20 protein-coding genes are annotated in these 25,339 nt (G+C 67.5%); 12 read left to right on the top strand and 8 right to left on the bottom strand.

The features are described 5' to 3' along the window. Positions 1 to 10 precede the first annotated feature (10 nt). The 4 genes from J8I82_RS17875 to J8I82_RS17860 all read right to left on the bottom strand — a co-directional run bounded on the left by J8I82_RS17875 (position 11) and on the right by J8I82_RS17860 (position 3,536). Entirely contained in the window at positions 11 to 1,054 is a 1,044-nt protein-coding gene (locus J8I82_RS17875) for a threonine aldolase family protein (RefSeq protein WP_209759832.1), read from the bottom strand. 51 nt (positions 1,055 to 1,105) lie between these two features. Further along, on the bottom strand, positions 1,106 to 1,294 hold the full coding sequence (locus J8I82_RS17870) for a 4-oxalocrotonate tautomerase (RefSeq protein WP_029045525.1): 189 nt from the start codon (positions 1,292 to 1,294) through the stop codon (positions 1,106 to 1,108). 54 nt (positions 1,295 to 1,348) lie between these two features. After that, positions 1,349 to 2,125 (bottom strand): class II aldolase/adducin family protein, encoded by a 777-nt coding sequence (locus J8I82_RS17865; RefSeq protein ID WP_209759830.1) that lies wholly within the window; start codon positions 2,123 to 2,125, stop codon positions 1,349 to 1,351. A gap of 139 nt (positions 2,126 to 2,264) precedes the next feature. After that, positions 2,265 to 3,536, bottom strand: coding sequence for a YbfB/YjiJ family MFS transporter (locus J8I82_RS17860; RefSeq protein WP_209759829.1), 1,272 nt, complete (start codon positions 3,534 to 3,536; stop codon positions 2,265 to 2,267). Between the two features lie 140 nt (positions 3,537 to 3,676). On the opposite strand from J8I82_RS17860, the gene J8I82_RS17855 reads away from it, so the two are divergent. From J8I82_RS17855 to J8I82_RS17845, 3 genes are all read left to right on the top strand, one after another. Beyond that, positions 3,677 to 4,570 carry a LysR family transcriptional regulator gene (locus J8I82_RS17855; RefSeq protein WP_209759827.1) on the top strand — a complete coding sequence of 298 codons (894 nt, stop codon included), beginning with the start codon at positions 3,677 to 3,679 and terminating at the stop codon, positions 4,568 to 4,570. Between the two features lie 105 nt (positions 4,571 to 4,675). Then, positions 4,676 to 6,145 (top strand): NfeD family protein, encoded by a 1,470-nt coding sequence (locus J8I82_RS17850; RefSeq protein WP_209759825.1) that lies wholly within the window; start codon positions 4,676 to 4,678, stop codon positions 6,143 to 6,145. Between the two features lie 2 nt (positions 6,146 to 6,147). Continuing rightward, the gene (locus J8I82_RS17845) at positions 6,148 to 6,912 is read left to right on the top strand and encodes a slipin family protein (protein ID WP_209759823.1); all 765 of its coding nucleotides are present in this window, start codon (positions 6,148 to 6,150) and stop codon (positions 6,910 to 6,912) included. A 59-nt stretch (positions 6,913 to 6,971) separates the two neighbouring features. On the opposite strand, the gene alaS is transcribed toward J8I82_RS17845, so the two are convergent. Next, positions 6,972 to 9,605, bottom strand: coding sequence for an alanine--tRNA ligase (gene alaS, locus J8I82_RS17840; protein ID WP_209759820.1), 2,634 nt, complete (start codon positions 9,603 to 9,605; stop codon positions 6,972 to 6,974). A gap of 300 nt (positions 9,606 to 9,905) precedes the next feature. Between alaS and J8I82_RS17835 the strand changes: the two genes are divergently transcribed. The 3 genes from J8I82_RS17835 to J8I82_RS17825 all read left to right on the top strand — a co-directional run bounded on the left by J8I82_RS17835 (position 9,906) and on the right by J8I82_RS17825 (position 12,742). Then, positions 9,906 to 11,126, top strand: coding sequence for a CaiB/BaiF CoA transferase family protein (locus tag J8I82_RS17835; RefSeq protein ID WP_209759818.1), 1,221 nt, complete (start codon positions 9,906 to 9,908; stop codon positions 11,124 to 11,126). A gap of 136 nt (positions 11,127 to 11,262) precedes the next feature. Then, on the top strand, positions 11,263 to 11,718 hold the full coding sequence (locus tag J8I82_RS17830) for a DUF2214 family protein (RefSeq protein WP_209759816.1): 456 nt from the start codon (positions 11,263 to 11,265) through the stop codon (positions 11,716 to 11,718). A gap of 28 nt (positions 11,719 to 11,746) precedes the next feature. Next, positions 11,747 to 12,742: a tripartite tricarboxylate transporter substrate binding protein gene (locus J8I82_RS17825; RefSeq protein WP_209759814.1), complete on the top strand. Its 996-nt coding sequence runs from the start codon at positions 11,747 to 11,749 to the stop codon at positions 12,740 to 12,742. A gap of 234 nt (positions 12,743 to 12,976) precedes the next feature. Here J8I82_RS17825 and J8I82_RS17820 read toward each other — a convergent pair whose 3' ends face one another. Further along, on the bottom strand, positions 12,977 to 14,758 hold the full coding sequence (locus J8I82_RS17820; RefSeq protein ID WP_209759812.1) for a potassium/proton antiporter: 1,782 nt from the start codon (positions 14,756 to 14,758) through the stop codon (positions 12,977 to 12,979). A gap of 374 nt (positions 14,759 to 15,132) precedes the next feature. Between J8I82_RS17820 and J8I82_RS17815 the strand changes: the two genes are divergently transcribed. From J8I82_RS17815 to J8I82_RS17805, 3 genes are all read left to right on the top strand, one after another. Beyond that, on the top strand, positions 15,133 to 15,594 hold the full coding sequence (locus J8I82_RS17815) for a tripartite tricarboxylate transporter TctB family protein (protein ID WP_209759810.1): 462 nt from the start codon (positions 15,133 to 15,135) through the stop codon (positions 15,592 to 15,594). A gap of 13 nt (positions 15,595 to 15,607) precedes the next feature. Beyond that, positions 15,608 to 17,110 carry a tripartite tricarboxylate transporter permease gene (locus J8I82_RS17810; RefSeq protein ID WP_209759808.1) on the top strand — a complete coding sequence of 501 codons (1,503 nt, stop codon included), beginning with the start codon at positions 15,608 to 15,610 and terminating at the stop codon, positions 17,108 to 17,110. Positions 17,111 to 17,287: 177 nt separating this feature from the next. Beyond that, complete coding sequence (locus J8I82_RS17805; protein ID WP_209759806.1) at positions 17,288 to 17,761, top strand: aminoacyl-tRNA deacylase; 474 nt, start codon at positions 17,288 to 17,290, stop codon at positions 17,759 to 17,761. A gap of 139 nt (positions 17,762 to 17,900) precedes the next feature. Here J8I82_RS17805 and katG read toward each other — a convergent pair whose 3' ends face one another. Beyond that, positions 17,901 to 20,165, bottom strand: coding sequence for a catalase/peroxidase HPI (gene katG / locus J8I82_RS17800; RefSeq protein WP_209759804.1), 2,265 nt, complete (start codon positions 20,163 to 20,165; stop codon positions 17,901 to 17,903). A gap of 344 nt (positions 20,166 to 20,509) precedes the next feature. Then, complete coding sequence (locus J8I82_RS17795) at positions 20,510 to 21,394, bottom strand: LysR substrate-binding domain-containing protein (protein WP_209759802.1); 885 nt, start codon at positions 21,392 to 21,394, stop codon at positions 20,510 to 20,512. A gap of 167 nt (positions 21,395 to 21,561) precedes the next feature. Here J8I82_RS17795 and J8I82_RS17790 point away from each other — a divergent pair, with 167 nt between their 5' ends. From J8I82_RS17790 to J8I82_RS17780, 3 genes are all read left to right on the top strand, one after another. After that, complete coding sequence (locus J8I82_RS17790) at positions 21,562 to 22,539, top strand: Bug family tripartite tricarboxylate transporter substrate binding protein (RefSeq protein ID WP_209759800.1); 978 nt, start codon at positions 21,562 to 21,564, stop codon at positions 22,537 to 22,539. A gap of 83 nt (positions 22,540 to 22,622) precedes the next feature. After that, complete coding sequence (gene ggt / locus J8I82_RS17785; RefSeq protein WP_209759798.1) at positions 22,623 to 24,248, top strand: gamma-glutamyltransferase; 1,626 nt, start codon at positions 22,623 to 22,625, stop codon at positions 24,246 to 24,248. Positions 24,249 to 24,414: 166 nt separating this feature from the next. After that, positions 24,415 to 25,275: a PhzF family phenazine biosynthesis protein gene (locus J8I82_RS17780; protein ID WP_209759797.1), complete on the top strand. Its 861-nt coding sequence runs from the start codon at positions 24,415 to 24,417 to the stop codon at positions 25,273 to 25,275. Positions 25,276 to 25,339 lie beyond the last annotated feature (64 nt).

Here is a 25,339-nt window from a genome sequence, read left to right as displayed (position 1 = left end):
GCTGCCGCGTTCAGGCACCCGTCGAGGCATCACATGCCGCGCGCATGTCGGCGGCGAGCGCCTCCACCGTCTGCGGCTGCAGGTCCCAGGAACACATGAAGCGGCAGCCACCGGCGCCGATGAAGGTATAGAAGCGCCAACCCTTTGCGCGCAGCGCCTCGATCGCCGGCAGCGGCAGCTCGGCGAAGACGGCGTTGGACTGCGTCGGGAACATGATGCGCACGCCGGGGATATCGGCAATGCACTGCTGCAGCCGTTGCGCCATCGCATTGGCGTGGCGCGCGTTGGCCAGCCAGACATCGTTCTCGAGCAGGCCCAGCCAGGGCGCCGAGATAAACCGCATCTTCGACGCCAGCTGCCCGGCCTGCTTGACGCGGTAGGCAAAATCCTCGGCGAGGCGGCGGTCGAAGAACACCACTGCCTCGCCCACCGGCAAGCCGTTCTTGGTGCCGCCAAAGCACAGCACGTCGACGCCGGCGCGCCAGGTGATCTCGGACGGATGCACGCCCAGCGACGCCACCGCATTGGCAAAGCGCGCGCCGTCCATATGCACGCGCAGTTGCCGGCGCTTGGCGATGGCGGCGATCGCGCGCACCTCCTCGACGGTGTAGACGGTGCCGACCTCGGTCGACTGCGTCAGCGACACCACCTTGGGCTTGGGGTAGTGGATGTCGGAGCGGCGCGTGACCAGTGCCTCGACCGCATCGGGCGTGAGCTTGCCGTTCTCGCCCGGCGCGGTCAGCAGCTTGGAACCGTTGGAAAAGAACTCCGGGCCGCCGCACTCGTCGGTCTCGATATGCGCCAGCTCGTGGCAGATCACCGAGTGGTACGACTGGCACAGCGCCGACAGCGCCAGCGAGTTGGCCGCCGTGCCGTTGAACACGAAGAAGACCTCGCAATCGGTCTGGAACAGGTCGCGGATGCGGTCGCACACCTTCTGCGTCCAGCTGTCGTCGCCATAGGCCTGCTCGTGGCCGCTGGCGTTGGCTTCCAGGAAATACTTGAGCGATTCCGGGCAGAAGCCGGCGTAGTTGTCGGAGGCGAAGTGCTGCATGGTGTTCAGTCGGGACGGCAAGGTGAGAACGCCGGGGGAGGACTCGGCGGATTACTTCTTGTCGGCCCAGAGTTCGCCGCCGGTGGCCCAGTTCTCGCGCTTGACGTCGGTGATGATGATGTCGACGGCCGAGGCCGAGCAGCCCAGCGTCTCGCAGGTGACGCGCGTCACTTCCTCGACGAACTTGCGCTTCTGATCGATGGTACGGCCCTCAAACATTTCGACGTGGAAAGTCGGCATGCAATGCTCCTTGTGATGATTGGTGTTCTGGAAAACCGCCACGGGACGTGGCAGTCAGTCCCGGTAGGAAGGATCGATTCTATCGAGTTTGCGCAGCAGCGCGGGCCACTCCATCACGCCCTCGACCGCGCCGTTGTCGAACAGTTGCTCGGATGTCTTGTGCGCGACCGCCTCATCCGGCTGCACCAGCGCGCCGCCTGCCTGCGCGGCGATCTGGATCTCGCAGGCCTTGATCAGCGTCGCCATCAGCACGTAGGCTTCGGCCACCGTGCGGCCCACGGTCAGCGTGCCATGGTTGCGCAGCAGCATGGCGGGGTGCTCGCCTAACGACGCGGTCAGCCGCCCGCCTTCGGCCGGGCTGAACGCCAGGCCCTCGTAGTCGTGACAGGCGATGCGGCCGTAAAAGCGCATCGCGTGCTGCGACAGCGGCAGCAGGCCGGCGGCCTGCGCCGACACCGCAATGCCTGCGGTGTTATGCAGGTGCATCACGCACATCGCGTCGGGCCGGGCCGCGTGCACGGCGGCATGCAGCGCGAAGCCGGTAACGTTGACCGGGTGCACTGTCTCGCCCACCACCTCGCCGCGGCCATTGATCTTGACCAGGTCGCCGGCGCGGATCTCGTCGAAGGCAAAGCCGAACGGGTTGATCAGGAAATGATCGGGCTCACCAGGCACGGTGGCCGAGATATGGGTGTAGATCAGGTCATCCCAGCCCTCGCGCGCGGCCAGCCGGTAGGCCGCGGCAAGGTCGACGCGCACGCGCTGCTCTTCGGCGGAGACAGGCTGCGGGGAGACGCCCGCGGCACGCGCGGGCTGCAAGGCAAAAGACATGGGGCTCGCTCCTGCGCCGCCCGGTCTCGCGTGCCGGGATCGATCCCGGCCTTCTGTGCTGCGCCACGGGCTGCGGCGCACGCGCGGCAGCCGCGATGCGTGGCGCGTCAGGCGGCAAAGGCGATATCGTAGCGCACCTTCACGATCCGCTCCGCGCGGGCGCCAGCGGCCAGGCGCGGCGCATCCAGGCGAACATCAGCGCGCCCACCAGCAGCGACGCCGCCGCGCATGCCAGCGAGCTGGCGAAGCCGCCCGTGCGCGCCACCAGCGCGGTCGCCAGCGGCGGACCGGCGATCTGGCCGAGGCCATACGACGCGGTCATCAGCCCCATCAGCCGCGGGGCGTGCGGCCCCCACAGGCGCCGGGCCTCGCGCATGGCGAAGGCCACCAGCGCGGTGAACGGCAGGCCGGCCAGCAGGCTGCTCAGCGCAAAGCCCGCCACCGTCGGCCATAGCACCGCGATCGCGACGCCGAGCGCCTGCATGCCGTAGGAGACCGTCAGCAGCGTGCGGCTGTCGTGCGCCATGCTCACCCGCGTCGCCAGCACCGCGCCGACCGCCACGCCGGCGCCGAAGATCGGCCAGAACAGGTCGGCCCAGACCGTGCCCGGCAGCGCTTCGCGCGCGATCACCGGCAGGAAGGTGGCGGTGATGATGTAGCCAAAGCCAGCCAGGCCGTAGGCCAGCGTCAGGGCCCAGGTCTGGGCGTCGAGCCGCGCGGCGGCACCGGCTGGCGGCGCGGCGTCAGGTGCTGGTTGCTGGCCGGCGTCTCCGGCGATCGGCGTGGCCACGAAAATGCGCCACACCAAAGCCACAAGCACCGCGGCCAGGACGGTGAAGGCCAGCCAGCCATGGTCGGCATGCCAGCCCGCGCCGACCATGCCGAAGGCGCCCAGGCCCGTGGCAACGATGCCAAGCCCCGGCCCGCAGAAGATCAATCCGCCCAGTTGCGGCTTGCCGAGTTCGGCGAGCCGCTGCAGGCACCAGCCGGCGGTATAGACCAGCACCACCGCGCTGGCCACGCCGGCGGCGAAGCGCCACAGCGACCATGCCGGCATGCCGCCCGGCAGCGCCATGCCCAGCGTCAGCAGCACCGTCGCCACCAGCCCCCAGCGCACCATGCGCAGGGCGTCCGGGCGGATAAACATGCACAGCGCGGCGCCGAGGAAATAGCCGATGTAGTTGACCGTCGCCAGCCAGCCGCCCTGATGCAGGTCGACGATGCCGTCGTGCAGCATCATCGGCAGCAAAGGCGTAAAGGCGAAACGGCCGATTCCCATCACCACCGCCAGCGACACCAGGCCGGCCATCGCCACCGCCCCCGCACCGGCGTGACGCGGCTGCACCGCCGCTATCGGGCTGGCGGCGCCGGCGGCGGCGTGGTCGGGGTCGAGACTGTGGAGCTTGGGCATGGCTGTGGCCGTGGCGGCAGCAGTTGCATTGCAGTCCCTGTATGCTACGCTGCGCAAACCATCCCGAAAAATGAATTATCAAGATGCAATGCATCCCGCGTCGAGATGGATGTCGGATTCACGCACCGGAGCCGCTGGCCATGGACCTTGCCGCACTTGAAATCTTCCGTGCCGTCGTCGAAGCCGGCGGTATCACCCGCGCGGCCGAGCGGCTGCACCGCGTGCAGTCAAACGTCACCACCCGCATCCGCCAGCTTGAGCAGTCGCTCGGTGTCGAGCTGTTCGTGCGCGATGGCCGGCGCATGGTGCTGACGCCGGCGGGACAGACCTTGTTCGACTACGCCTGCCGCATCCTGCAGCTGACCGAGGAAGCACGCCAGGCGGTGCTGCCGGCGCGTCCCAGCGGCCGCCTGCGCATCGCCTCGATGGAAAGCACCGCGGCCAGCCGGCTGCCCAATGTGCTGGCGGCGTACCACCAGGCATGGCCGGAAGTACAGCTGGAGCTGGTAACGCTGGCGACACGGCAGGCGCTCGATGCGCTGGCGCGCTTCGAGGTCGATTGCGCTTTTGTCGCCGAGCCGCTTTCCGAGCCCGGACTGGCGGCCATTCCTGCCTTCGAGGAAGAGCTGGTGGTGATCGCGCGTGCGGGCCATCGCCCGATCCACGCCTCCTCCGACCTGGAAGTGCCGACGCTGCTGGCGTTCGAGCCCGGCTGCAACTACCGCGCGCGGGTCGAGGCCTGGTATGCCGGCGGCGAAGCCGCGCCGCCGCCGCGCGTGCTGGAGCTGGGCTCCTACCATGCCATCGTCGCCTGTGCCGCGGCCGGCATCGGCGCCGCGATCGTGCCGCGTTCGGTGCTCAGCCTGTACCGGGACCTGCCCGCCATCAGCCAGCACAGCCTGGGGCGCGCCGGCCGCGTGCGCACCATGCTGGCCTGGCATCCGGCCATGGCCGGCGCCGCGCTGCATGCGCTGGTCGATATGCTGCGGGCGCACGCGCCCGGGCCGCGGGGCGAGGCCGAACTGGCCGCCTGAGCGGTCGGGCCGGCACACCGGCAGCATCGCCGCCATACAAGATGTGCCCGGTGGCCTACACTGAAAGTGGCGCCACCCCGGCACCCTGCGTGCCCCGCCCTTGCGATGAAACCTGTCACCGCGCCCATGTGGGCGATTCGGCTGCTGGCCGCCCTGGTGGTGGCATGCAGCGCTGCACTGGCCGTCGGCTTCGCCGCCCTGCTTGCGCGGGCCGCACCCGCCTCCGCTCCTGCGCCCGCCGCCACGGCCACCGCGCCGGTCTACGTGATCCCGCTCAAAGGCGCGGTCAGCCCGGCCAGCGCGAGCTTTATCCTGCGCGGCATGGCGCGCGCCCGCGAGGCTGGCGCGCAGCTGGTGGTACTGCAGATGGACACGCCGGGCGGGCTCGATGCCTCGATGCGCGAGATCATCCAGGCGGTCCTGGCGTCACCGGTGCCGGTGGCCAGCTACGTCTATCCGGGCGGCGCACGCGCGGCCAGCGCGGGCACCTACATCCTCTACGCCAGCCACATCGCGGCCATGGCGCCGGGCACCAACCTGGGCGCGGCCAGCCCGGTGCAGATCGGCATCGGCGGGCCGCAGAAGCCGGACGCCCTGCCGGGCGCGACGCCCGCCTCGGCGCCCTCCAGCGAACCTGCCGCGGCCGACACCATGGCCCGCAAGCAGATGCACGATGCCTCGGCCTATATCCGCGGCCTGGCCCAGTTGCGCGGGCGCAATGTCGAATGGGCCGAGCGCGCCGTGCGCGAAGCCGTCAGCCTGTCGGCCGACGAAGCACTGGCGCAGAAAGTGATCGACGTGGTCGCGCCAGACCTGCCGGCGCTGCTGCGCCAGGTCGAAGGCCGCAAGCTGGCCACCGCCGGCGGCAAGGCCAGCGAACTACGCACGCGCGATGCGCCGGTGGTGACGCTGGAACCTGACTGGCGCAACCGCTTCCTGGCCGTCATCACCGAGCCCAGCGTGGCGCTGATGCTGATGATGATCGGCATCTACGCGCTGATCTTCGAGTTCTCCACGCCGGGCATGGTGGTGCCCGGCATCGTCGGCGCGATCTGCCTGCTGCTGGCGCTGTTCGCGCTGCACATGCTGCCGGTCAACTATGCCGGGCTGGCGCTGGTGGTGCTCGGCATCGGCTGCATGGTCGCCGAGCTGTTCCTGCCGACCTTCGGCGCGCTGGGCGTCGGCGGCATCATCGCCTTTGCCTTCGGCGCGGTGATGCTGATCGACACCGACATGCCGGGCTTCGGCGTGCCGCTGTCGATGGTGGCGGCGCTGTCGGCGATGTCAGCGGTGTTCGTGTTCGGCATGTCGGCGCTGCTGCTGCGCTCGCGCAGGCGGCCGGTGGTCAGCGGCGCCGACACGCTGGTCGGCAGCTGCGGCGAACTGCTCGACGACGTGCCTGACGCACCCGGCCAGGAAGGCTGGGCCTCGGTGCGCGGCGAACGCTGGCGCGTGCGCAGCGCGAGTCCGCTGGCGCGCGGCACGCCGGTGGTGGTTACCGCGCGGCACGGGCTGGTGCTCGAAGTGGTTGCCGCGCCCTCTGCTGCTCAACCGACTCCAAAAAAGGGAGCGTGAACATGGCATTCGGATTCAGCTTCGGCGGATTGATCTTCCTGGTGGCGCTGCTCATCATCACGTCGTTCCGCGTGCTGCGCGAGTACGAACGCGGCGTGGTCTTCATGCTCGGCCGCTTCTGGAAGGTGAAGGGTCCGGGCCTGGTGCTGATCATTCCCGCCGTGCAGCAGATGGTGCGGGTGGACCTGCGCACGGTGGTGATGGACGTGCCGCCGCAGGACGTGATCTCGCACGACAACGTGTCGGTCAAGGTGAACGCGGTGGTGTATTTCCGCGTGGTTGATCCGGAGCTGGCGATCATCCAGGTGGCGAACTTCCTGGAGGCCACCAGCCAGCTTGCACAGACCACACTGCGTGCGGTGCTCGGCAAGCACGAACTGGACGAGATGCTGGCCGAACGGGAAAAGCTCAACCTCGATATCCAGAAGGTGCTGGATGCGCAGACCGATGCGTGGGGGATCAAGGTCTCGAACGTCGAGATCAAGCACGTCGACCTGAACGAGTCGATGGTGCGCGCGATCGCGCGGCAGGCCGAAGCCGAGCGCGAGCGGCGCGCCAAGGTGATCCACGCCGAGGGCGAGCTGCAGGCATCCGAGAAACTGCTGGAAGCGGCACAGATGCTGGCGCGGCAGCCGCAGGCGATGCAGCTGCGCTATATGCAGACGCTGACGCAGATCGCCGGGGACAAGAGCTCGACGATCGTGTTTCCGTTGCCGATGGATTTGTTGACGACGCTGCGGAGTGCCACGGGCAACACCGAGAAGTAGGAAAGCAGAAGGGGCGCCACTGGCGCCCCTCTTCATCGGCTTGCGGTACGGTCAGGCCATCAGACCTTCGCCGCCACCCACTCGCTGACACCCGCCAGCGCCTGCGGCAGCTTGGCCGGGTCGGTGCCGCCAGCCTGCGCCATGTCCGGACGGCCGCCGCCCTTGCCGCCTACCTGCTGGGCGACAAAGTTGACCAGCTCGCCGGCCTTGACCTTGCCGGTCGCATCGGCGGTGACGCCGGCGATCAGGCTGACCTTGCCGTCGGCCACGGCCGCCAGCACGATCGCCGCGCTCTGCAGCTTGTCCTTGAGCTTGTCCATGGTCTCGCGCAGCGTCTTGACGTCGGCGCCGTCGAGCTGGGCAGCCAGCACTTTCAGGCCCTTGATGTCGACGGCCTGCGCCGCCAGCTCATCGCCCTGCGAAGCCGCCAGCTTGCTCTTCAGGCGCTCCAGTTCCTTCTCCAGCGCGCGCACCTGGTCCTGCACCTGGCCGATACGCGGCACCAGCTCCGAAGGCTGGGCCTTCAGCACGGCGGCGGCTTCGTTCAGCCTGGCATCCAGGTTCTGCAGGTAGTGCAGCGCGTTGTCGCCGGTGATCGCTTCCACGCGGCGGATGCCGGCGGCCACGCCGCCTTCCACCACGATCTTGAACAGGCCGATGTCGCCGGTGCGGTGCACGTGGGTGCCGCCGCACAGTTCCTTCGAGGTGCCGATCGACAGCACGCGCACGTCGTCGGCGTACTTCTCGCCGAACAGTGCCATCGCGCCGCTCTTGACGGCATCGTCGAACGGCATGATCTCTGCGTGCGTATCGTCGTTGCGCAGGATCTCGGCGTTGACGATCTCTTCGACCCGGCGGATCTGGTCTTCGGTCAGCGCGGCGTTGTGCGAGAAGTCGAAGCGGGTCTTGTCCGCATCCACCAGCGAGCCCTTCTGCTGCACGTGCGAGCCCAGCACCTCGCGCAGGGCCTTGTGCATCAGGTGGGTGGCCGAGTGGTTGCGCACGGTGCGCGCGCGGCGCAGCGCGTCGACCTGAGGCTGCACGGTGTCGCCCACCTTCAGCGCGCCGCCTGCCAGCGTGCCCTGGTGACCGAACACGTCGGCCTGGACCTTGGTGGTGTCGGCCACGGCAAACACGGCACCATTGCCATTCGCGGCCTTCAGCACGCCCTGGTCGCCGGCCTGGCCGCCGGATTCCGCATAGAACGGGGTGTTGTCAAGCACCACCACGCCGGTCTGGCCCGGCTGCATGGCGTCTACGGCGGCGCCATCCACATACAGCGCGGTGACCGTTGCCTGCGGCAGTTCCAGCTTTTCATAGCCATGGAACACGGTCTTGTCGCCCGTGTACTCCAGGCCGGCAGCCATCTTGAACTTGCCGGCGGCACGCGCCTGCTCGCGCTGGCGGCTCATGGCGGCGTCGAAGGCGGCTTCATCCACGCCGATTTCCTGCTCGCGGCACACGTCCTGCGTCAGGTCCAGCGGGAAGCCGAAGGTGTCGTGCAGCTTGAAGGCCAGTTCGCCATCCAGCGTCTTGCCGCCCTTGAGCTTCAGCTCGGCCAGCGCAGCATCCAGGATCGACATGCCGTTCTCGATGGTCTCGAAGAAGCGCTCTTCTTCGGCCTTCAGCACTTCGGTCACGCGCGACTGCGCTTCGGCCAGTTCCGGATAGGCCTCGCCCATCTGCGCGACCAGGTCCGGCACCAGCTTGTGGAAGAACGGGGTCTTCTGGCCCAGCTTGTAGCCGTGGCGGATGGCGCGGCGCACGATGCGGCGCAGCACGTAGCCGCGGCCTTCGTTGCCGGGGATCACGCCGTCGACGATCAGGAACGAGCACGCGCGGATATGGTCGGCAATGACCTTCAGCGAGTTCTGGTTCAGGTTGTCGATATGCGTTTCGCGCGCAGCGGCCTTGATCAGCGCCTGGAACAGGTCGATCTCATAGTTGCTGTGCACGTGCTGCAGCACCGCGGCGATGCGCTCCAGGCCCATGCCGGTGTCCACGCACGGCTTGGGCAGCGGCGTCATGTTGCCCTGCTCGTCACGGTTGAACTGCATGAACACCAGGTTCCAGATCTCGATGTAGCGGTCGCCGTCTTCCTCCGGCGATCCCGGCGGGCCGCCCCACACGTCCGGGCCGTGGTCGTAGAAGATTTCCGAGCACGGGCCGCACGGGCCGGTGTCGGCCATCTGCCAGAAGTTGTCCGACGCGTAGCGCGCGCCCTTGTTGTCGCCGATGCGCACGATGCGCTCGGTCGGCACGCCCACTTCCCTGGCCCAGATGTCGTAGGCCTCGTCGTCTTCCGCGTAGACCGTCACCCACAGCTTCTCCGCCGGCAGCTGGTAGGTCTTGGTCAGCAGTTCCCAGGCGTACTGGATGGCTTCGCGCTTGAAGTAGTCACCAAACGAGAAATTGCCCAGCATCTCGAAGAACGTGTGGTGGCGCGCGGTGTAGCCCACGTTCTCCAGGTCGTTGTGCTTGCCGCCGGCGCGTACCGAACGCTGCGACGAGGTCGCGCGGGTGTACGGGCGCTTGTCGGTGCCCAGGAACACGTCCTTGAACTGCACCATGCCGGAATTGGTGAACAGCAGCGTCGGGTCGTTCGCCGGCACCAGGCTGGACGAGCGGACCACGGTATGGCCCTTCGATTCGAAGAACTGGAGGAACTTGCTGCGAATGTCTGAGACTTTCATGGGATGGCGGACGCTGCTGCGGCTGGGCCGGGCGCGACGAGTCAGTTTTGGATTTGCAAACCGTTGATTATACGGGCAAGCCAGTCCCAACAGGACATGCCGGGCAGTGCAGGCGCCACGCCCCGGCAGCGGCCGGCTATCGCCCAAATCAAATATCAAGAAGTGGCCTTAGCATCACCCTGCGGCTTGCCTCGCCGGGCCCGGGTGATACAGTGCAGGCACCCCGCGCCGGCCCCCCGCGGCGCCGGCAGCCGGTTTTCCGATCCTTCCCCGCACCACCTCAGAATTTCTTCTATCGCCATGGGAGCTTTAAGCCATCTCCGCGTGCTCGACCTGACCCGCGTCCTCGCCGGTCCCTGGTGCGCCCAGAACCTTGCCGACTTCGGCGCCGATGTGATCAAGATCGAGCGCCCCGGCGCCGGCGACGACACCCGCACCTGGGGCCCGCCCTGGCTCAAGGACGAAGACGGCCGCGACACCGCCGAGGCCGCCTACTACCTGGCCGCCAACCGCAACAAGCGCTCTGTCACCTGCGACATCAGCACGCCCGAGGGCCAGCAGATCGTGCGCGACCTGGCCGCGCAGAGCGACGTGGTGCTGGAGAACTACAAGGTCGGGCAGCTGAAGAAATATGGCCTGGACTACGACTCCCTCAGGCAGGTCAGGCCCGACCTGATCTACTGCTCGGTCACCGGCTTCGGCCAGACCGGCCCGTACGCCGCGCGCCCCGGCTATGACTTCATCATCCAGGGCATGGGCGGCTTCATGAGCCTGACCGGCGAGCGCGACGACCTGCCCGGCGGCGGCCCGCAGAAGGCCGGCGTGGCGATTTCCGACCTGATGACGGGCCAGTACGCCACCATCGCCGTGCTGGCGGCGCTGGCGCACCGCGACCGCACCGGCGAGGGCCAGTACATCGACATGGCGCTGCTCGACGTACAGGTGGCCATGCTCGCCAACATGAACACCAACTACCTGGCCAGCGGCGAGGCACCGCGCCGCTGGGGCAATGCGCACCCCAATATCGTGCCCTACCAGACCTTCCAGGCCGCCGACGGCTGGATCATCGTCGCGGTGGGCAACGACGGGCAGTTCCGCAAGTTCGTCACCGACGGCGGCCGGCCCGAGCTGGCCGATGACCCGCGCTTCGCCAGGAACCCGCAGCGCGTGGCCAACCGCGACATCCTGGTGCCGATCCTGGCCGAGATGGTGCGCCCGCGCACCCGCGCGCAATGGATCCGCGACCTGGAGGCAGCGGGCGTGCCGTGCGGCCCCATCAACACGCTCGACGACGTGTTCGAGGACGACCAGGTCAAGGCGCGCGGCCTGCGCGTGGACCTGCCGCACCCGAGCGCCGGCGAGGTCAAGCTGGTCGGCAGCCCGATCAAGATGAGCGCGACGCCGCCGCAGGCGCTGCGGCATCCGCCACTGCTGGGCGAGCACACCGACACGGTGCTGGCGGACACCCTGGGATACAGCGCCGGGCAGATCGCCGCACTTCGTGCAAAAGGTGTGCTGTAAGATTCTCCTCCTGCCTGCGGCAGGCCAGATGGTCCAGGCGCGGCGCAGGTGCTTTCCGGAAGTTCAGTCCCCACTGAAGTACTTTCCCCGGGGCCGCGCCACCCGCGCGGGCCCGGCGCAAAGCAAAGGAGAACCCATGCTGACCGACGCCATCCTGGCCTTCCTGCATTTCCTTGCGATCTTTGTCCTGATCACGCTGATGGCCGCCGAGGCCGTGGCGCTGCGCCCGGACCTCAGCCCGGCCACCGTGCGGCGCCTGTCGCTGTACGACCTGTTCTATTTCCTGTCGGCGATGCTGGCGCTGGCGACCGGCCTGCTGCGCCTGTTCTACGGCGCCAAGGGCGTCGACTTCTACCTGCACAACCCGTGGTTCCACGCCAAGATGGGCGTGTTCGTGCTGATCGCGCTGTGCTCGCTGCCGCCGACCTTTGCCATCGCGCGCTGGCGCAAGCAGGCGCGCAGGCTGCCCGATTACGTGCCGCCGCCGTCCGAGATCAAGGCGGCGCGGCGCTGGGTCATGATCGAATCGCACCTGGTGATCCTGCTGCCGCTGTGCGCCGTGATGATGGCGCGCGGCATCGGGGCCCGCTAAGAATCCCAATCCCTCTGTCATCCGCAACATGCTGAAGAAACTGCTTGCCGCCGCGCTGACCGCGGCGCTGATGCCCGCCGCCGCCGGCGCGGCCACCAACGCCTACCCCACCAAGCCCGTCCGCTTCGTGGTGCCCTATCCCGCCGGCGGCCCGCTCGACACCGTGGCGCGCGCCATCGGCGACAAGCTGCGCGACAGCCTGGGCCAGCCCGTGGTGGTGGAAAACAAGCCGGGCGCCGGCGGCAACCTGGGCGCGGACTACGTCGCCAAGCAGCCGGCCGACGGCTACACCATCGTCATGGGCGCGGTGGCCACGCATGCCATCAACCCGACGCTGTTCAGCAAGATGCCGTATGACCCGGTCAAGGACTTCGCGCCGATCACGCTGGTCGCCGACGTGCCCAACGTGCTGGTGATGCACCCCGGCAAGGCCGCCGAGCTGCGCATCGACAATGTGCGCGACCTGGTTGCCTACGCACGCAAGAATCCGGGCAAGCTTGACTATGCCTCGGGCGGCAACGGCAGCGCCGGGCACCTGTCGGGCGAGCTGTTCAAGAGCATGGCGAAGATCAGCATGGTCCATATCCCCTACAACGGCGCGTCGCCCGCGCAGCTGTCGGTGCTGTCGGGCCAGACCGACCTGATCTTCGACAACCTCGCTTCGGCGTCGGCCAATATCAAGGCAGGCAAGCTCAAGGCCTTCGCCGTGACCACCGCCGGCCGCGCGGCGGCATTCCCCGAACTGCCGACCATTGCCGAGGCCGGCAAGGGGCTGGGGCTGGAAGGCTTCGATATCTCGACCTGGTTCGGCGTGTTCGCGCCGGCCAATACGCCGCGCGACATTGTGGAGAAGCTGAACCACGAGATCGTGGCGATCCTGAAGACGGACGACATGAAGGCGCGCCTGGCCCGCATCGGCGCACAGCCGGCGCCGACCACGCCGGAGCAGTTCGCGGCGCTGATCCAGAAGGAACTGAAGAAGTATGCCCAGATCGTGAAGGTATCGGGGGCCAAGGTCGACTAAGGACAAGCACTCGCGGCGCCAACGGTTTGGGGTGCTCCCAGGCCGATCGAGCTGGCCCAAGCAAGGTGTTCTCCCTCTCCCCTAAGGGGAGAGGGTTGGGGTGAGGGGCGGTTCAGCTAGGAACCACATCCAGCAAGGCCAACGGCTTTAACCCACCGCCCTCAGCCTTTGACCCTCCTGCCCTCACCCCCTGCCCCTCTCCCGCACGCGGGAGAGGGGAGCAAACTGGCGCGGTCAAACGCGCTCGCGGCGCGCTTCCTCCCTGCGCCGCCGCACCCACAGCTTCCCGCCGGAATCCCCCTCCAGCCGCGGCAGCAGCAACCCCACCTGCACGATCTCCGCGCCCTCCATCCGCGTTACCGTCAGCGGCAGCCCCGCGATCTCGACGCTGTCGCCCTCCACCGGCGGCGACGTGAACACGCGCTGCATCGCCTTTTCCAGCGTCAGCGGCTCTTCCTCCGGTGTCAGCTCGCGCATGCCATAGAGCGCGGCCACGTCGCGCAGCGGTGCATCGCCCGATAGCAGGAAATCGTGCGACACCTCCTCCCAGGTGGGCGCCCGGCCCGGCGTCTGGAACAGCGCCGACAGCATCGGCAATGAAATGGTCGGCCCCAGCACGCAGACGGAGTCGCCAGCGCGCAATACGGTCTGGCCCGGCTCAGCCAGCGCGTCGTCGCGCGCCACCGTCAGCAGGCGGCTGCGCGGCGGCAGCTCGAGCTGGTCGGCGCGCACGTTTTCCACGGGCGCATTCGGCCCCACGCAGAACTGCATCACCTCCAGGATCGGCGCGCGCGTACCGCGCAACCGCGAACGCGCCACCGGCTCCGGATAGCCGGGCCGGCGCACGCGCGCCAGCCGCGCCGCGACCGACACGGTGGTGCCCTGGAACAGCAGGCTGGTCAGCACCACGGCAAAAGCGATGCGGAACAGCAAGCCGGCCTCGGGCGCCTGGCGCAGCAGCGGGAACAGCGCCAGCACGATCGGCACCGCGCCGCGCAGGCCCATCCACGCGATAAAGCCCATCTCGCGCGCATTGAAGCGGAACGGCAGCAGCGCCACCCATACCGCCACCGGGCGCGCCACCAACATCAGGAACGCGGCGACCGCCACCGCGGGCCCGGCCACTTCCAGGATCCGGTGCGGCGCCACCAGCAGGCCCAGCAGCAGGAACATCGCCGACTGCGCCAGCCAGGCCATGCCGTCCATTGCGCGCATGACGTCGGCGGTGACGGCGCGCTCGCGGTTGCCGATCAGCATGCCGGTCAGGTACACCGCCAGAAAGCCGCTGCCGCCGGCGGTCTGCACCAGCGCGAACACCATGGCCCCGCCTGCGCACAGCAGAATCGCCTGCAGGCCTTCGGCCACGTGGATGCGCTCCAGCACATGCGCCAGGCAATATCCCAGCGCCAACCCGAGCGCACCGCCCACGCCGAACTGCACCAGCAGCCTCGTCACCAGACCCAGCGGCGTCAGCCCCCCGGGTGCGGTGATCCATTCGATCAGCGTCAGCGTCAGGAAAATCGCCATCGGGTCGTTGATGCCCGACTCGATCTCCAGCACGCTCGCGACCCGGTCCTTGAGGCGGATGCCGCTGCTGTGCAGCATCGAGAAAACCGCCGCCGCATCGGTCGAGCCAACAATGGCGCCGAGCAGCAGCCCGAGCCGCCAGTCAATACCGAGCAGCCACGCCGCGAACACGCCCACCAGTCCCGCCGTCACCAGCACGCCAACGGTCGCCAGCGACAGCGACGGCTTGAGCGCAACGCGGAAGGTGGCGAAGCGCGTGCGCAGGCCGCCGTCGAGCAGGATCACCGCCAGCGCCAGGTTGCCGACCAGGAAGCTGAGCCAGGTGTCGTTGAAGCGGATGCCGCCCGGGCCGTCCACGCCGGCCAGCATGCCGACCGCCAGGAACACCAGCAGGAACGGCACGCCGAAGCGTGCCGAGAACGCCCCCAGCACGATGCCCAGCGACATCACGATGCCGCCGATCAGGATGACGTGGTCGATGCTTTCCAAACGGCTCCTTGCGTCAAGTTGAGGCTCCTGCCGCAACCTTTCAAACCTTACAAGGCTCTCAGGCCGGTGCTGCGCGAAAAGCCATTGTGCGTAGGCGCGGGCTGCTCCAGATGATAGCGCAGCACTCCTGCCGCCTCGCCCGCCAGCCCGCCTCCAGACTGGCTTTGCGGAACGCGCCAGTGCCCTTTTAGGCGCCATCTCACTAGGGGATACCCGAACCATGACCCAGTTTGCAGACATCTGAAAGGTAGCTGAAAGGTCGCCCCCTTAACTTCCACCCTGCCCGCAGGAGGGCCCTTCGCTGCAGACCGCATTGATGCGATGCAACAAAGGGTCAACCGCAGATTTCAAGCGTCTTTTCGAGGAGATTCACTTTGCGCATACGTAGCCAAAAGGACTTCGCCTCCGGCCTGATGTTCATCCTGGTCGGATTCGGCTTTTCCTGGGTCGCACGCGGCTATTCCATGGGAACCGCCGCAAAAATGGGACCGGGATACTTCCCGTTCTGGCTCGGTATCGTGCTCGCCCTGCTGGGCGTGCTGGTGCTGTGGGGTTCGCTGTCTTCCAAGATGGAAGAGGATCAGCTGGCCCGCTGGGACATCAAGACGTTGCTGTGGATCCTCGGTGCGGTGGTGCTGTTCGGCCTGCTGCTGAAGCCGCTGGGCATGGTGCTGTCGGTGCTGGTGCTGGTGCTGGTGTCGTCGATGGCCAGCCACGAGTTCAGCTGGAAGGGCGCCATCCTCAACTCGATCATCCTGGTCATCATCAGCCTGGGTGCGTTCGTGTACGGCATCAACCTGCAGATGCCGGTGTGGCCGGCTTTCCTGGCAAGCTAAGGAGGCCGCCAACATGGAACTACTCACTAACCTGGGCCTGGGCTTCTCCACCGCCCTGACCTTCCAGAACCTGGCCTACGCCTTCCTGGGCTGCGTGCTGGGTACCCTGATCGGCGTGCTGCCGGGCCTGGGGCCGCTGGCCACCATCGCCATGCTGCTGCCGGTGACCTACACGCTGCCCCCGGTGGCCGCGCTGATCATGCTGGCCGGCATCTACTACGGCGCCCAGTACGGCGGTTCGACCACCGCCATCCTGGTGAACCTGCCGGGTGAATCGTCGTCGGTGGTGACAACCATCGATGGCTACCAGATGGCAAGACGAGGGCGAGCGGGGGTGGCGCTGGCGACAGCGGGCCTGGGCTCGTTCTTCGCCGGCTGCGTGGCCACCCTGATCCTGGCCGCCTTCGCCGCGCCGCTGTCGGAACTGGCGTTCAAGTTCGGCCCCGCCGAGTACTTCTCGCTGATGGTGCTGGGCCTGATCGGCGCCGTGGTGCTGGCTTCGGGTTCGCTGGTCAAGGCGATCGCCATGATCGTGCTGGGCCTGCTGCTGGGCCTGGTGGGTACCGACGTCAACTCGGGCGCCGCGCGCTTCTCGTTCGACGTGCCGGAACTGACCGACGGCCTGAACTTCGTCTCGGTGGCAATGGGCATCTTCGGCTTTGCTGAAATCATCGCCAACCTGGAGCAGAAGGAAGCCCGCGAGACCTTCACCGACCACATCACCAACCTGTTCCCGACCAAGGCTGACTTCAAGCGCATGATCCCCGCCGTGCTGCGTGGCACCGTGCTGGGTTCGGCGCTGGGCATCCTGCCGGGCGGCGGCGCTTCGCTGGCCTCGTTCGCTGCGTACTCGCTGGAGAAGAAGACCTCCAAGTACCCGCAGGAATTCGGCAAGGGCGCGATCGAAGGCGTGGCCGGTCCGGAATCGGCCAACAACGCCGCGGCGCAGACCTCGTTCATCCCGCTGCTGACGCTGGGCATTCCGCCCAACGCGGTGATGGCGCTGATGGTGGGTGCGATGACCATCCACAACATCCAGCCCGGCCCGCAGGTGATGTCGAGCAACCCGGCGCTGTTCTGGGGCCTGATCGCCTCGATGTGGATCGGCAACTTCATGCTGATCGTGCTGAACCTGCCGCTGATCGGCATCTGGGTGAAGCTGCTGAAGGTGCCTTACCGCTACCTGTATCCGGCCATCCTGACCTTCTGCTGCATCGGCGTGTACTCGGTCCAGAACACCACCTTCGACGTGTTCCAGACCGCGGCCTTCGGCGTGGTCGGCTACCTGTTCCTGAAGCTGCGCTGCGAACCGGCACCGCTGCTGCTGGGCTTCGTGCTGGGGCCGATGATGGAAGAGAACTTCCGCCGCTCGCTGCTGCTGTCGCGTGGTGACTTCAGCGTGTTCGTGACGCGTCCGCTGTCGATGGGCCTGCTGATCGCCGCCGCCGTGCTGGTGGCCATCGTGGCGATGCCGTCGATCAAGGCCAAGCGCGAAGAAGCGTTCCAGGAAGAATAAGCAGGACTTGCCGCCAGCCTGCGGGCTGGCACGCAATGCAACACTGAGGGCACCGCAAGGTGCCCTTTTTTTGTTGCCGGGAATGGACACGTCGACACGCCTCCACCCGGCCCGCAGCGACCTATAGTATTAGCACCCGGACAACTGTCGCGATGAGCGCGTCGGAGGTTTGAGATCATGACCATGGCTAATACGCTGGCGAAATGCCTGAGCACCAAGCACAGCCAGTTCGACACCGTTCGGCACCCTTACAGCCTGAGCAGCATGGCCACTGCACACGCTGCACACATTCCCGGAGACCGTCTGGCCAAGACAGTCCTGCTGGAAGACGACAGCGGCTATGTCGCTGCGGTGATTCCTTCCACGCACCACCTGAGACTGGCGGAGATCCGCGAGCAGACCGGACGCAACCTGTCGCTGGCGCACGAGGATGGCGTGCGCGAAGTGTTCAGGGACTGCGACCACGGCGCGATCCCGCCGGTCGCCATGGCGTATGGCACGCAGACCTGGCTGGACGACAGCCTGCTGACGCATGCGGACGTCTATTTCGAAGCTGGCGACCACCAGGAACTGGTGCACATGAGCACCGACCAGTTCATGGAACTGATGGCCGATGCAAAGCGCGGACACTTCGCGCACAGGATGATGTAGGGCAAAGCTGCACCGTGGCGGCCGGCGCATGCCGGCCGTCTTTTTTTGCGCTGCCCGTTGATGACGGCGCGCATGCTCGGGCCCCCGCCACGGCATCGCACCGTAACGGGGTTCCGCGCTGCCGCTCAGGCAACAGGGGTCAATCCAGCAGGTCGAAGCGGTCGAGGTTCATCACCTTGGCCCAGGCCGCGACGAAATCCCTGACGAATTTTTCCTGCGCATCCTCGCTGGCGTAGACCTCGCAAAGCGCGCGCAACTGCGAGTGCGAACCGAACACCAGGTCGACACGCGTGGCGGTCCACTTCTTGTCGCCGGTCTTGCGGTCGCGCCCTTCGAACAGCTCGCGCTCGTCCGACAGCGGCTTCCATTCCAGACGCATGTCGAGCAGGTTGCGGAAGTAGTCGTTGGTCAGCGTTTCCGGCCGGTCGGTGAACACGCCATGTGCATCGGGCCCGGTATGGACGTTCAGCACGCGCAGGCCACCGATCAGCGCCGTCATCTCGGGCGCCGTCAGCGTCAGCAGTTGCGCCTTGTCGATCAGCAGGTGCTCCGGCGGGATGCTGTACTTCGCCTTGACGAAGTTGCGGAAACCGTCCGCCTTCGGCTCGAGCGCGGCCATCACGTCCACGTCGGTCTGTTCCTGCGACGCATCGGTGCGGCCCGGCGAGAACGGCACGGTAACCTTGTGGCCAGCTTTCTGCGCCGCCTGCTCGATGGCCGCGCCGCCTGCCAGCACGATCAGGTCCGCCAGCGAGATTTTCTTGCCGCCGGATTGCGCGCCATTGAATTCCGCCTGGATGCCTTCGAGGAGCTTGAGCACCTTGCCCAGTTGTTCCGGCTCATTCGCGGCCCAGTCCTTCTGCGGCGCCAGCCGGATGCGCGCGCCATTGGCGCCGCCCCGCTTGTCCGAACCGCGGAAGCTCGATGCCGACGCCCACGCGGTCTGCACCAGCTGCGACAGCGGCAGGCCTGACGCCAGCACCTTTTGCTTCAGCGCGGCAACATCCTGATCATTGACCAGCGGATGGTCGACCTCCGGCACCGGGTCTTGCCACAGCAGTTCTTCCTTCGGAACTTCCGGGCCGAGATAGCGCGCGCGCGGTCCCATGTCGCGGTGGGTCAGCTTGAACCAGGCGCGGGCGAAGGCCTCAGTGAGCTGGTCGGGATGCTCGAGGAAACGCCGCGAGATCTTCTCGTACACGGGGTCGAAGCGCAGCGACAGGTCCGTGGTCAGCATCGTCGGACGCAGCTTCTTCGACGGATCGAACGCATGCGGGATGGTTTCGCCGCCATTCTTGGCCACCCACTGGTTGGCGCCCGCAGGGCTCTTGGTCGGCTCCCAGTCATGGCCGAACAGGTTTTCCAGGTAGCTGTTGCCCCACTGCGTCGGCGTCTTGCTCCAGGTGACCTCAAGCCCGCTGGTGATGCTATCGGCGCCCTTGCCGGTCTGGAAGCTGCTAGACCAGCCCAGGCCCTGTTGTTCGAGATCCGCGCCTTCCGGTTCGGCCCCGACATTGTCCGCCGGTCCGGCACCGTGCGTCTTGCCGAAGGCATGCCCGCCGGCGATCAGCGCGACGGTTTCCTCGTCGTCCATGGCCATGCGCGCGAAGGTCTCGCGGATGTCGTGCGCCGCGGCAAGCGGGTCCGGGTTGCCTTCCGGTCCTTCCGGGTTCACGTAGATCAGGCCCATCTGCACGGCGGCCAGCGGGTTTTCCAGGTGGCGGCCGTGGTCAGTGCGGCTGGCCTCGGCGCCATGCATGTCCTCGTCGGCAACCAGCACGCCGGCGTCGTCGTACTTGCCCGCGGCACCCTTGCCGTAGCGCACGTCGCCGCCGAGCCAGGTTTTTTCATCGCCCCAGTACACGTCGCCGTCAGGTTCCCAGGTGTCTTCGCGGCCACCACCGAAGCCAAAGGTCTTGAAACCCATGGTCTCCAGTGCAACGTTGCCGGTCAGCACCAGCAGGTCGGCCCACGAGATGTTCTGGCCGTACTTCTGCTTGATCGGCCATAGCAGCCGGCGCGCCTTGTCCAGGCTGACGTTGTCCGGCCAGCTGTTGAGCGGCGCGAAACGCTGCTGGCCACGCCCGGCGCCGCCGCGGCCATCGCCGATGCGATAGGTGCCGGCGGCGTGCCACGCCATGCGGATAAACAGTGGCCCATAGTGGCCGAAGTCGGCCGGCCACCAGTCCTGCGAGTCGGTCATCAGCGCCGCGAGATCCTTCTTCACCGCGGCCAGGTCAAGATCCCTGAACGCTTTGCGGTAGTTGAAGTCCGGGCCCAGCGGGTTGGACTTGCCGGAATGCTGGCTGAGCAGGTCGAGCCGCAACTGCTTTGGCCACCACTCGCGATTGGTTGTACCGCCGCCGGCGGTATGCGTGAAGGGACACTTTGCTTCGTTGGACATACGTTCTCTCCTTATGGGGACGTACTGCATACGCCTGCCGCGACGGCGTCAGCGGTCGCTCGATTGCGTGTTATTGCCCGACAGCTGCCTGACTTCGAAGATCCCGCTCCGGCACTACCCCGCCGGATTTTCGTGCAACGCAAGCCGGCTGGTTGCTGCCGGTGCGCGGACGCGCGCGAGTGCGCACCGGCGTGACGATCCGGGCGCGCGCAGGGCGAAGCCGCGCTGTCTGACCTCCGCGGCGGGTGTCCGCAACCAAAATATATGCACAGCCCGGCCCGAGGAGAATGCGATTCTGTCTATCTGGCCGATAGACCGCGCTTATAGCGCTGGCGCGACCTGCATCAGGCGCCAAACAATTCGCTGCACGCCGCCCGCACCGCTGCCGTCACCTGCCCGCGCCCGTGGTCGCGCCGCTCCAGCATGCCGATGTGGCGCATGACCGGCTCGCCGTTGACCAGCAGCGGCAGGATGCGCAGCGCCTCGTCGTCGTGCCAGCGCGCGCGCCGCAGCAGTGGCACCACGGTCACGCCCACCTCCTGGCGCACCAGCTCGACCAGCGCCTCGATGGCGTTCAGCTCCAGAAACTCGTTGACCTTCACGTGCGCGCGGCGTAGCGCGCGCTCGATCAGCACGCCGGTGCGCTGGCTGCGGTCGAAGCGCAGGTAGGGATTCTGGGCAAGCGCCTCGCGCGCGTCACGGCCGGGACTGCCGCGCGCCGCGATCGCCACCAGCGGCTCCTGGTACAGCGGCGTCCAGCGCAGCGTGCCGGGGATTCGCGAGGCACCTTCCACCAGGATCGCCGCATCGAGTTCGCCGGCCTCGACCTGTGCCGCCAGCTCGATCGACTTGGCGCCGACGAGGCGCACGTCGAGTGCCGGGTAGGTGCGCTTCATGCGGGCCACCGCGTGCGACAGGCCGCCCATCACCGACACCACCGCGCCCACGGCCACGGCGCCAGCCATGGCCTGGTCCGATGCCAGCGGCAGTCGCATCTCGTCGTACAGCGCGAGCAGGCGCCGCGCCTGCGGCAGCAGCGCCCGGCCATCGGCATTGAGCACCGCGACCCGGCCGTTGCGGTCGAACAGTTCGCGCCGCAGCTCGCTTTCCAGCGCGCGCATCTGCAGGCTGACAGCCGCCTGGGTCAGCGCCACCTGGCCGGCGGCTGCGGCGAAGGAGCCTTGTTCGGCAACGGCAACGAAGGTACGGAAGAATCGGATAGTGCTCATCGCCGCACGTACGGATAGGTTGCAGGGCCGCGCCGATACTTAAATTTTTCTTGTGTCATCGGCAAGAAATATTAGCTTTCTTTGTGACCGGCGGCACGGAATAATTAAGCGGGCTCATCAATCCGATCAATTCCTTGCCCGCCTTTCGCCTGACTCCGGAGACAAGCATGAAATCCTGGCTGCGCCTTGCCGGCATCGCCGCTGCCTGCGGCATGTTCCTGGCCGCCACGCCCGCACTGGCCGACAACTATCCCGGCAAGCCGATCCGCCTGATCGTGCCCTTCCCGGCAAGCGGCGCGACCGACCTGCTGGCGCGCGCCATCGCGCAGAAGGTCGGCACCGACATCGGGCAGCAGATCGTGGTGGACAACCGCCCGGGCGCCGGCGGCGCGATCGGCTCCGACATGGCGGCCAAGGCCGCGCCGGACGGCTACACGCTGCTGATCGCGACCACCAGCACGCACTCGATCGGCCCGTACATCAACACCCGCCTGCCGTACAACACCGAGACCGACTTCACCCCGGTCGGCCAGGTGGCGATCGCCACCAACGTGCTGGTGGTGCCTAACAGTTTGCCGGTCAAGAACGTGCGCGAGCTCGTCGACTACGCCAAGAAGCACCCCGGCGAGCTCAACTACGCCTCCAGCGGCAATGGCACCGTGGTGCACCTGACGGCCGAGGCGTTCAAGGCACAGGCCGGCGTGTTCATCACCCATATCCCGTACCGCGGCACCGCGCTGGCCGTGCCCGACCTGATCTCGGGCAAGGTGCAGGTGCTGTTCGACAGCATCGTCTCGGGCCTGCCGCATGTGAAGGACGGCAAGCTCAAGGCGCTGGCGGTGACCAGCGCGAAGCGCTCGCCGCTGGCACCGGAGATCCCCACGGCCGGCGAATCGGGGCTGCCCGGCTTTGAGTCCGATACGTGGTTCGGCATCTACGGGCCCAAGGGGATGCCAGCGGATATCGTCAATCGCCTGAATGCCGAGTTCAACAAGGCCATCCAGTCGCCCGAGGTCAAGGAACGCCTGGGCAAGCTGGGCGCCGAGCCGGTCGGCGGCACGCCGGCGCAGTTTGCCGCCATGGTGAAAAAGGACAGTGCGCGCTGGGGCAAGCTGATCAAGGATCGCAAGATCACGGCAGAATAACCGGCAGAACAACGGCGTCGCGAGCGCCAATGTGGCCGGCGCCGACAGGCGCCCGGCCGCTTCCCGAAACGACAGACAAAGCCATGCAGAATTTCAACTGGACCAACCCCTACCCCTCCGTGCGCATCCCGCTGTTTGCGCGCAACGTGGTGTCCACCTCGCACCCGCTGGCCGCTCAGGCCGGCCTGCGCATGCTGCTCAAGGGCGGCAATGCCGTCGATGCCGCCATCGCCGCGGCGGCCGCCATCACCATCGTCGAGCCGGTATCGTGCGGCCTGGGCAGCGATGCCTTCGCCATCCTGTGGGACGGCAAGGAACTGCACGGCCTGAACTCCTCCGGCGTGGCCCCGGCCGCCTGGAACCCGGAGTACTTCAAGAACAAGTACGGCACCGACGCCAACGGGCTGGCCAACCGCCCGATCCGCGGCTGGGATTCGGTCACCGTGCCCGGCGTGATCGCGGGCTGGGCGGCGATGCATGAGCGCTTCGGCAAGCTGCCCTTCGCCGACCTGATGGAACCGGCCATCGAGATCGCCGAGCGCGGCTACGCGGTGCCGCCAGTGGTGGCGCACAAGTGGGCCGCCGCGGTGCCCGAGCTGAAGGACCAGCCGGGCTATGCCGAGACCTTCATGCCCAAAGGCCGCGCGCCGCTGGTCGGCGAGAAGTTCACGATGAAGGCCGCCGCCGAGACGCTGCGCAAGATCGGCGAGACGCGCGGCCGCGCCTACTACGAAGGCGAAATCGCCGAGAAGATCGCCGCGTTCAGCAAGCAGTGCGGCGGCGCGATGACGCTGGACGACCTGCGCAACTACCGTCCCGACTGGGTCAAGCCGATCAGCAAGAGCTACCGCGGCTACGAGTTGCACGAGATCCCGCCCAACGGCCAGGGCATTGCCGCGCTGGTTGCGCTGGGCATCCTCGGCCAGTTCGACATGGCCTCGATCCCGGTCGACTCCGTTGATTCGCAGCACCTGCAGATCGAAGCGATGAAGCTGGCCTTCGCCGACCTGTACCGCTACGTGGCCGACCCGCGCAGCATGGAGGTCACGCCGGAACAAATGCTGGATGATGCCTACCTGAAATCGCGCGCCAAACTCATCGACATGCAGCGCGCCACGCATTTCAACTTCGGCATGCCCAAGGTGGGCGGCACCATCTACCTGACCGCCGCCGACGAGAACGGCATGATGGTCTCGTTCATCCAGTCGAACTACATGGGCTTCGGCTCGGGCGTGGTGGTGCCGGGTACCGGCATCAGCCTGCAGAACCGCGGCGTCGGCTTCTCGATGGATCCCAGGTCGGCCAACGTGGTGGCCGGCGGCAAGCGCCCGTTCCACACCATCATCCCGGCCTTCCTGACCAAGGACGGCCATCCGGTGATGAGCTTCGGCGTGATGGGCGGCGACATGCAGCCGCAGGGCCACCTGCAAACGGTGGTGCGCATGCTGGACTACAACCAGCAGCCGCAGGCCGCATGCTGCGCGCCGCGCTGGAAGGTCAACCGCGATTTCACGCTGGACGTGGAAGGCACGATGGATCCGGCCACGGTCGAGGGGCTGAAGGCGCGCGGGCACCAGTTGAAGTCGGTGGACGATCCTTACATGGACTTTGGCTCGGGCCAGTTCATCTGGCGCCTGTCGGACGATCCGGAGCAAGGGTACGTAGCGGCCAGCGACAGCCGGCGCGACGGGCAGGCGGTGGGGTTCTGAACCTGCCGGCCTGAGCTGCCAACGACATGCAGAACGCCCCGAAAGGGGCGTTTTTGCTATCGCCTCCGCATCGCGCAACTGGCCCGCTCGCGATCGGGGCAACTGTGCATGGCGCCAGCGCGACGGCTCCGTACACTGGCACCAACAAGTCTCCGGAGCCCGCACCATGCCCACCTACGCCTTCCGCCTGCTCAACGTCTTTGCCGAATCCACCTTCGGCGGCAATCCCCTGTGCGTGTTCGAGGACGCGCGCGGCCTGGACGAGGCCACCATGCAGGCGCTGGCGCTGCAGTTCAACCTGTCGGAGACCACCTTTATCTTGCCGTCCGACAACGCCAGCGCAAAGGTTCGCATCTTCACCCCCGGCTATGAGATGCGTTTCGCCGGCCATCCCACGCTGGGCACCGCGCACGTGGTCCGCGAACTGGCCGGCACCGGCGATGCGCTGACACTGGAATTCCTCGCCGGCGTGGTGCCCGTGACGGCGCAGGACGATGTCTGGACCTTCACCGCACCGCACAGCGGCGAGCCGAAGGTCGCGCCGGCCGGCCTCCCCGATGCCGACATGGCCGCCCTGCTCGGCCTGCACGAAAGCGACCTGCTGATTTCGCCGATGTGGGTCGACACCGGCGCCGACCAGCTGCTGGTGGCCGTGCGCAGCACCGATGCCGTGCGGCGCGCCAATCCCGACAGCGCGCGGCTCGACATCTGGCCGCAGAGCAGCCTCGGCCGCAAGACCGCGTACGTGTTCGCCCTCGATCCCGAGCAGCCGGGCGGCATACTGTCGCGCTATTTCTTCACCAAGCAGGGCGGCGGCGTGGCCGAGGATCCCGGCACGGGCTCGGCCTGCGCCAACCTGGGTGGCTGGCTGCTCGCCACCAGCCGCGCGCTGCCGGCGGAATACATTATCGACCAGGGCGAGGCCGTCGGCCGCCCGTGCCGGCTGCGCCTGTCGGTCGGCTCGGACGGCGCGATCCGCGTGGGCGGGCGCGTGCTCGAGATCGGCCGCGGCACCGTGACACTCTGAGGGCCCTGCGCAGCCCTGCCGGCTGCGCTACATTGTCGGCTTGCCCCGCCAATCTCCCCGCACA

Source organism: Cupriavidus consociatus (genome assembly GCF_017814975.1).
In the GTDB taxonomy this organism is placed as follows: Bacteria; Pseudomonadota; Gammaproteobacteria; order Burkholderiales; family Burkholderiaceae; genus Cupriavidus; species Cupriavidus consociatus.
This window is presented reverse-complemented; position numbering and strand designations above follow the sequence as displayed.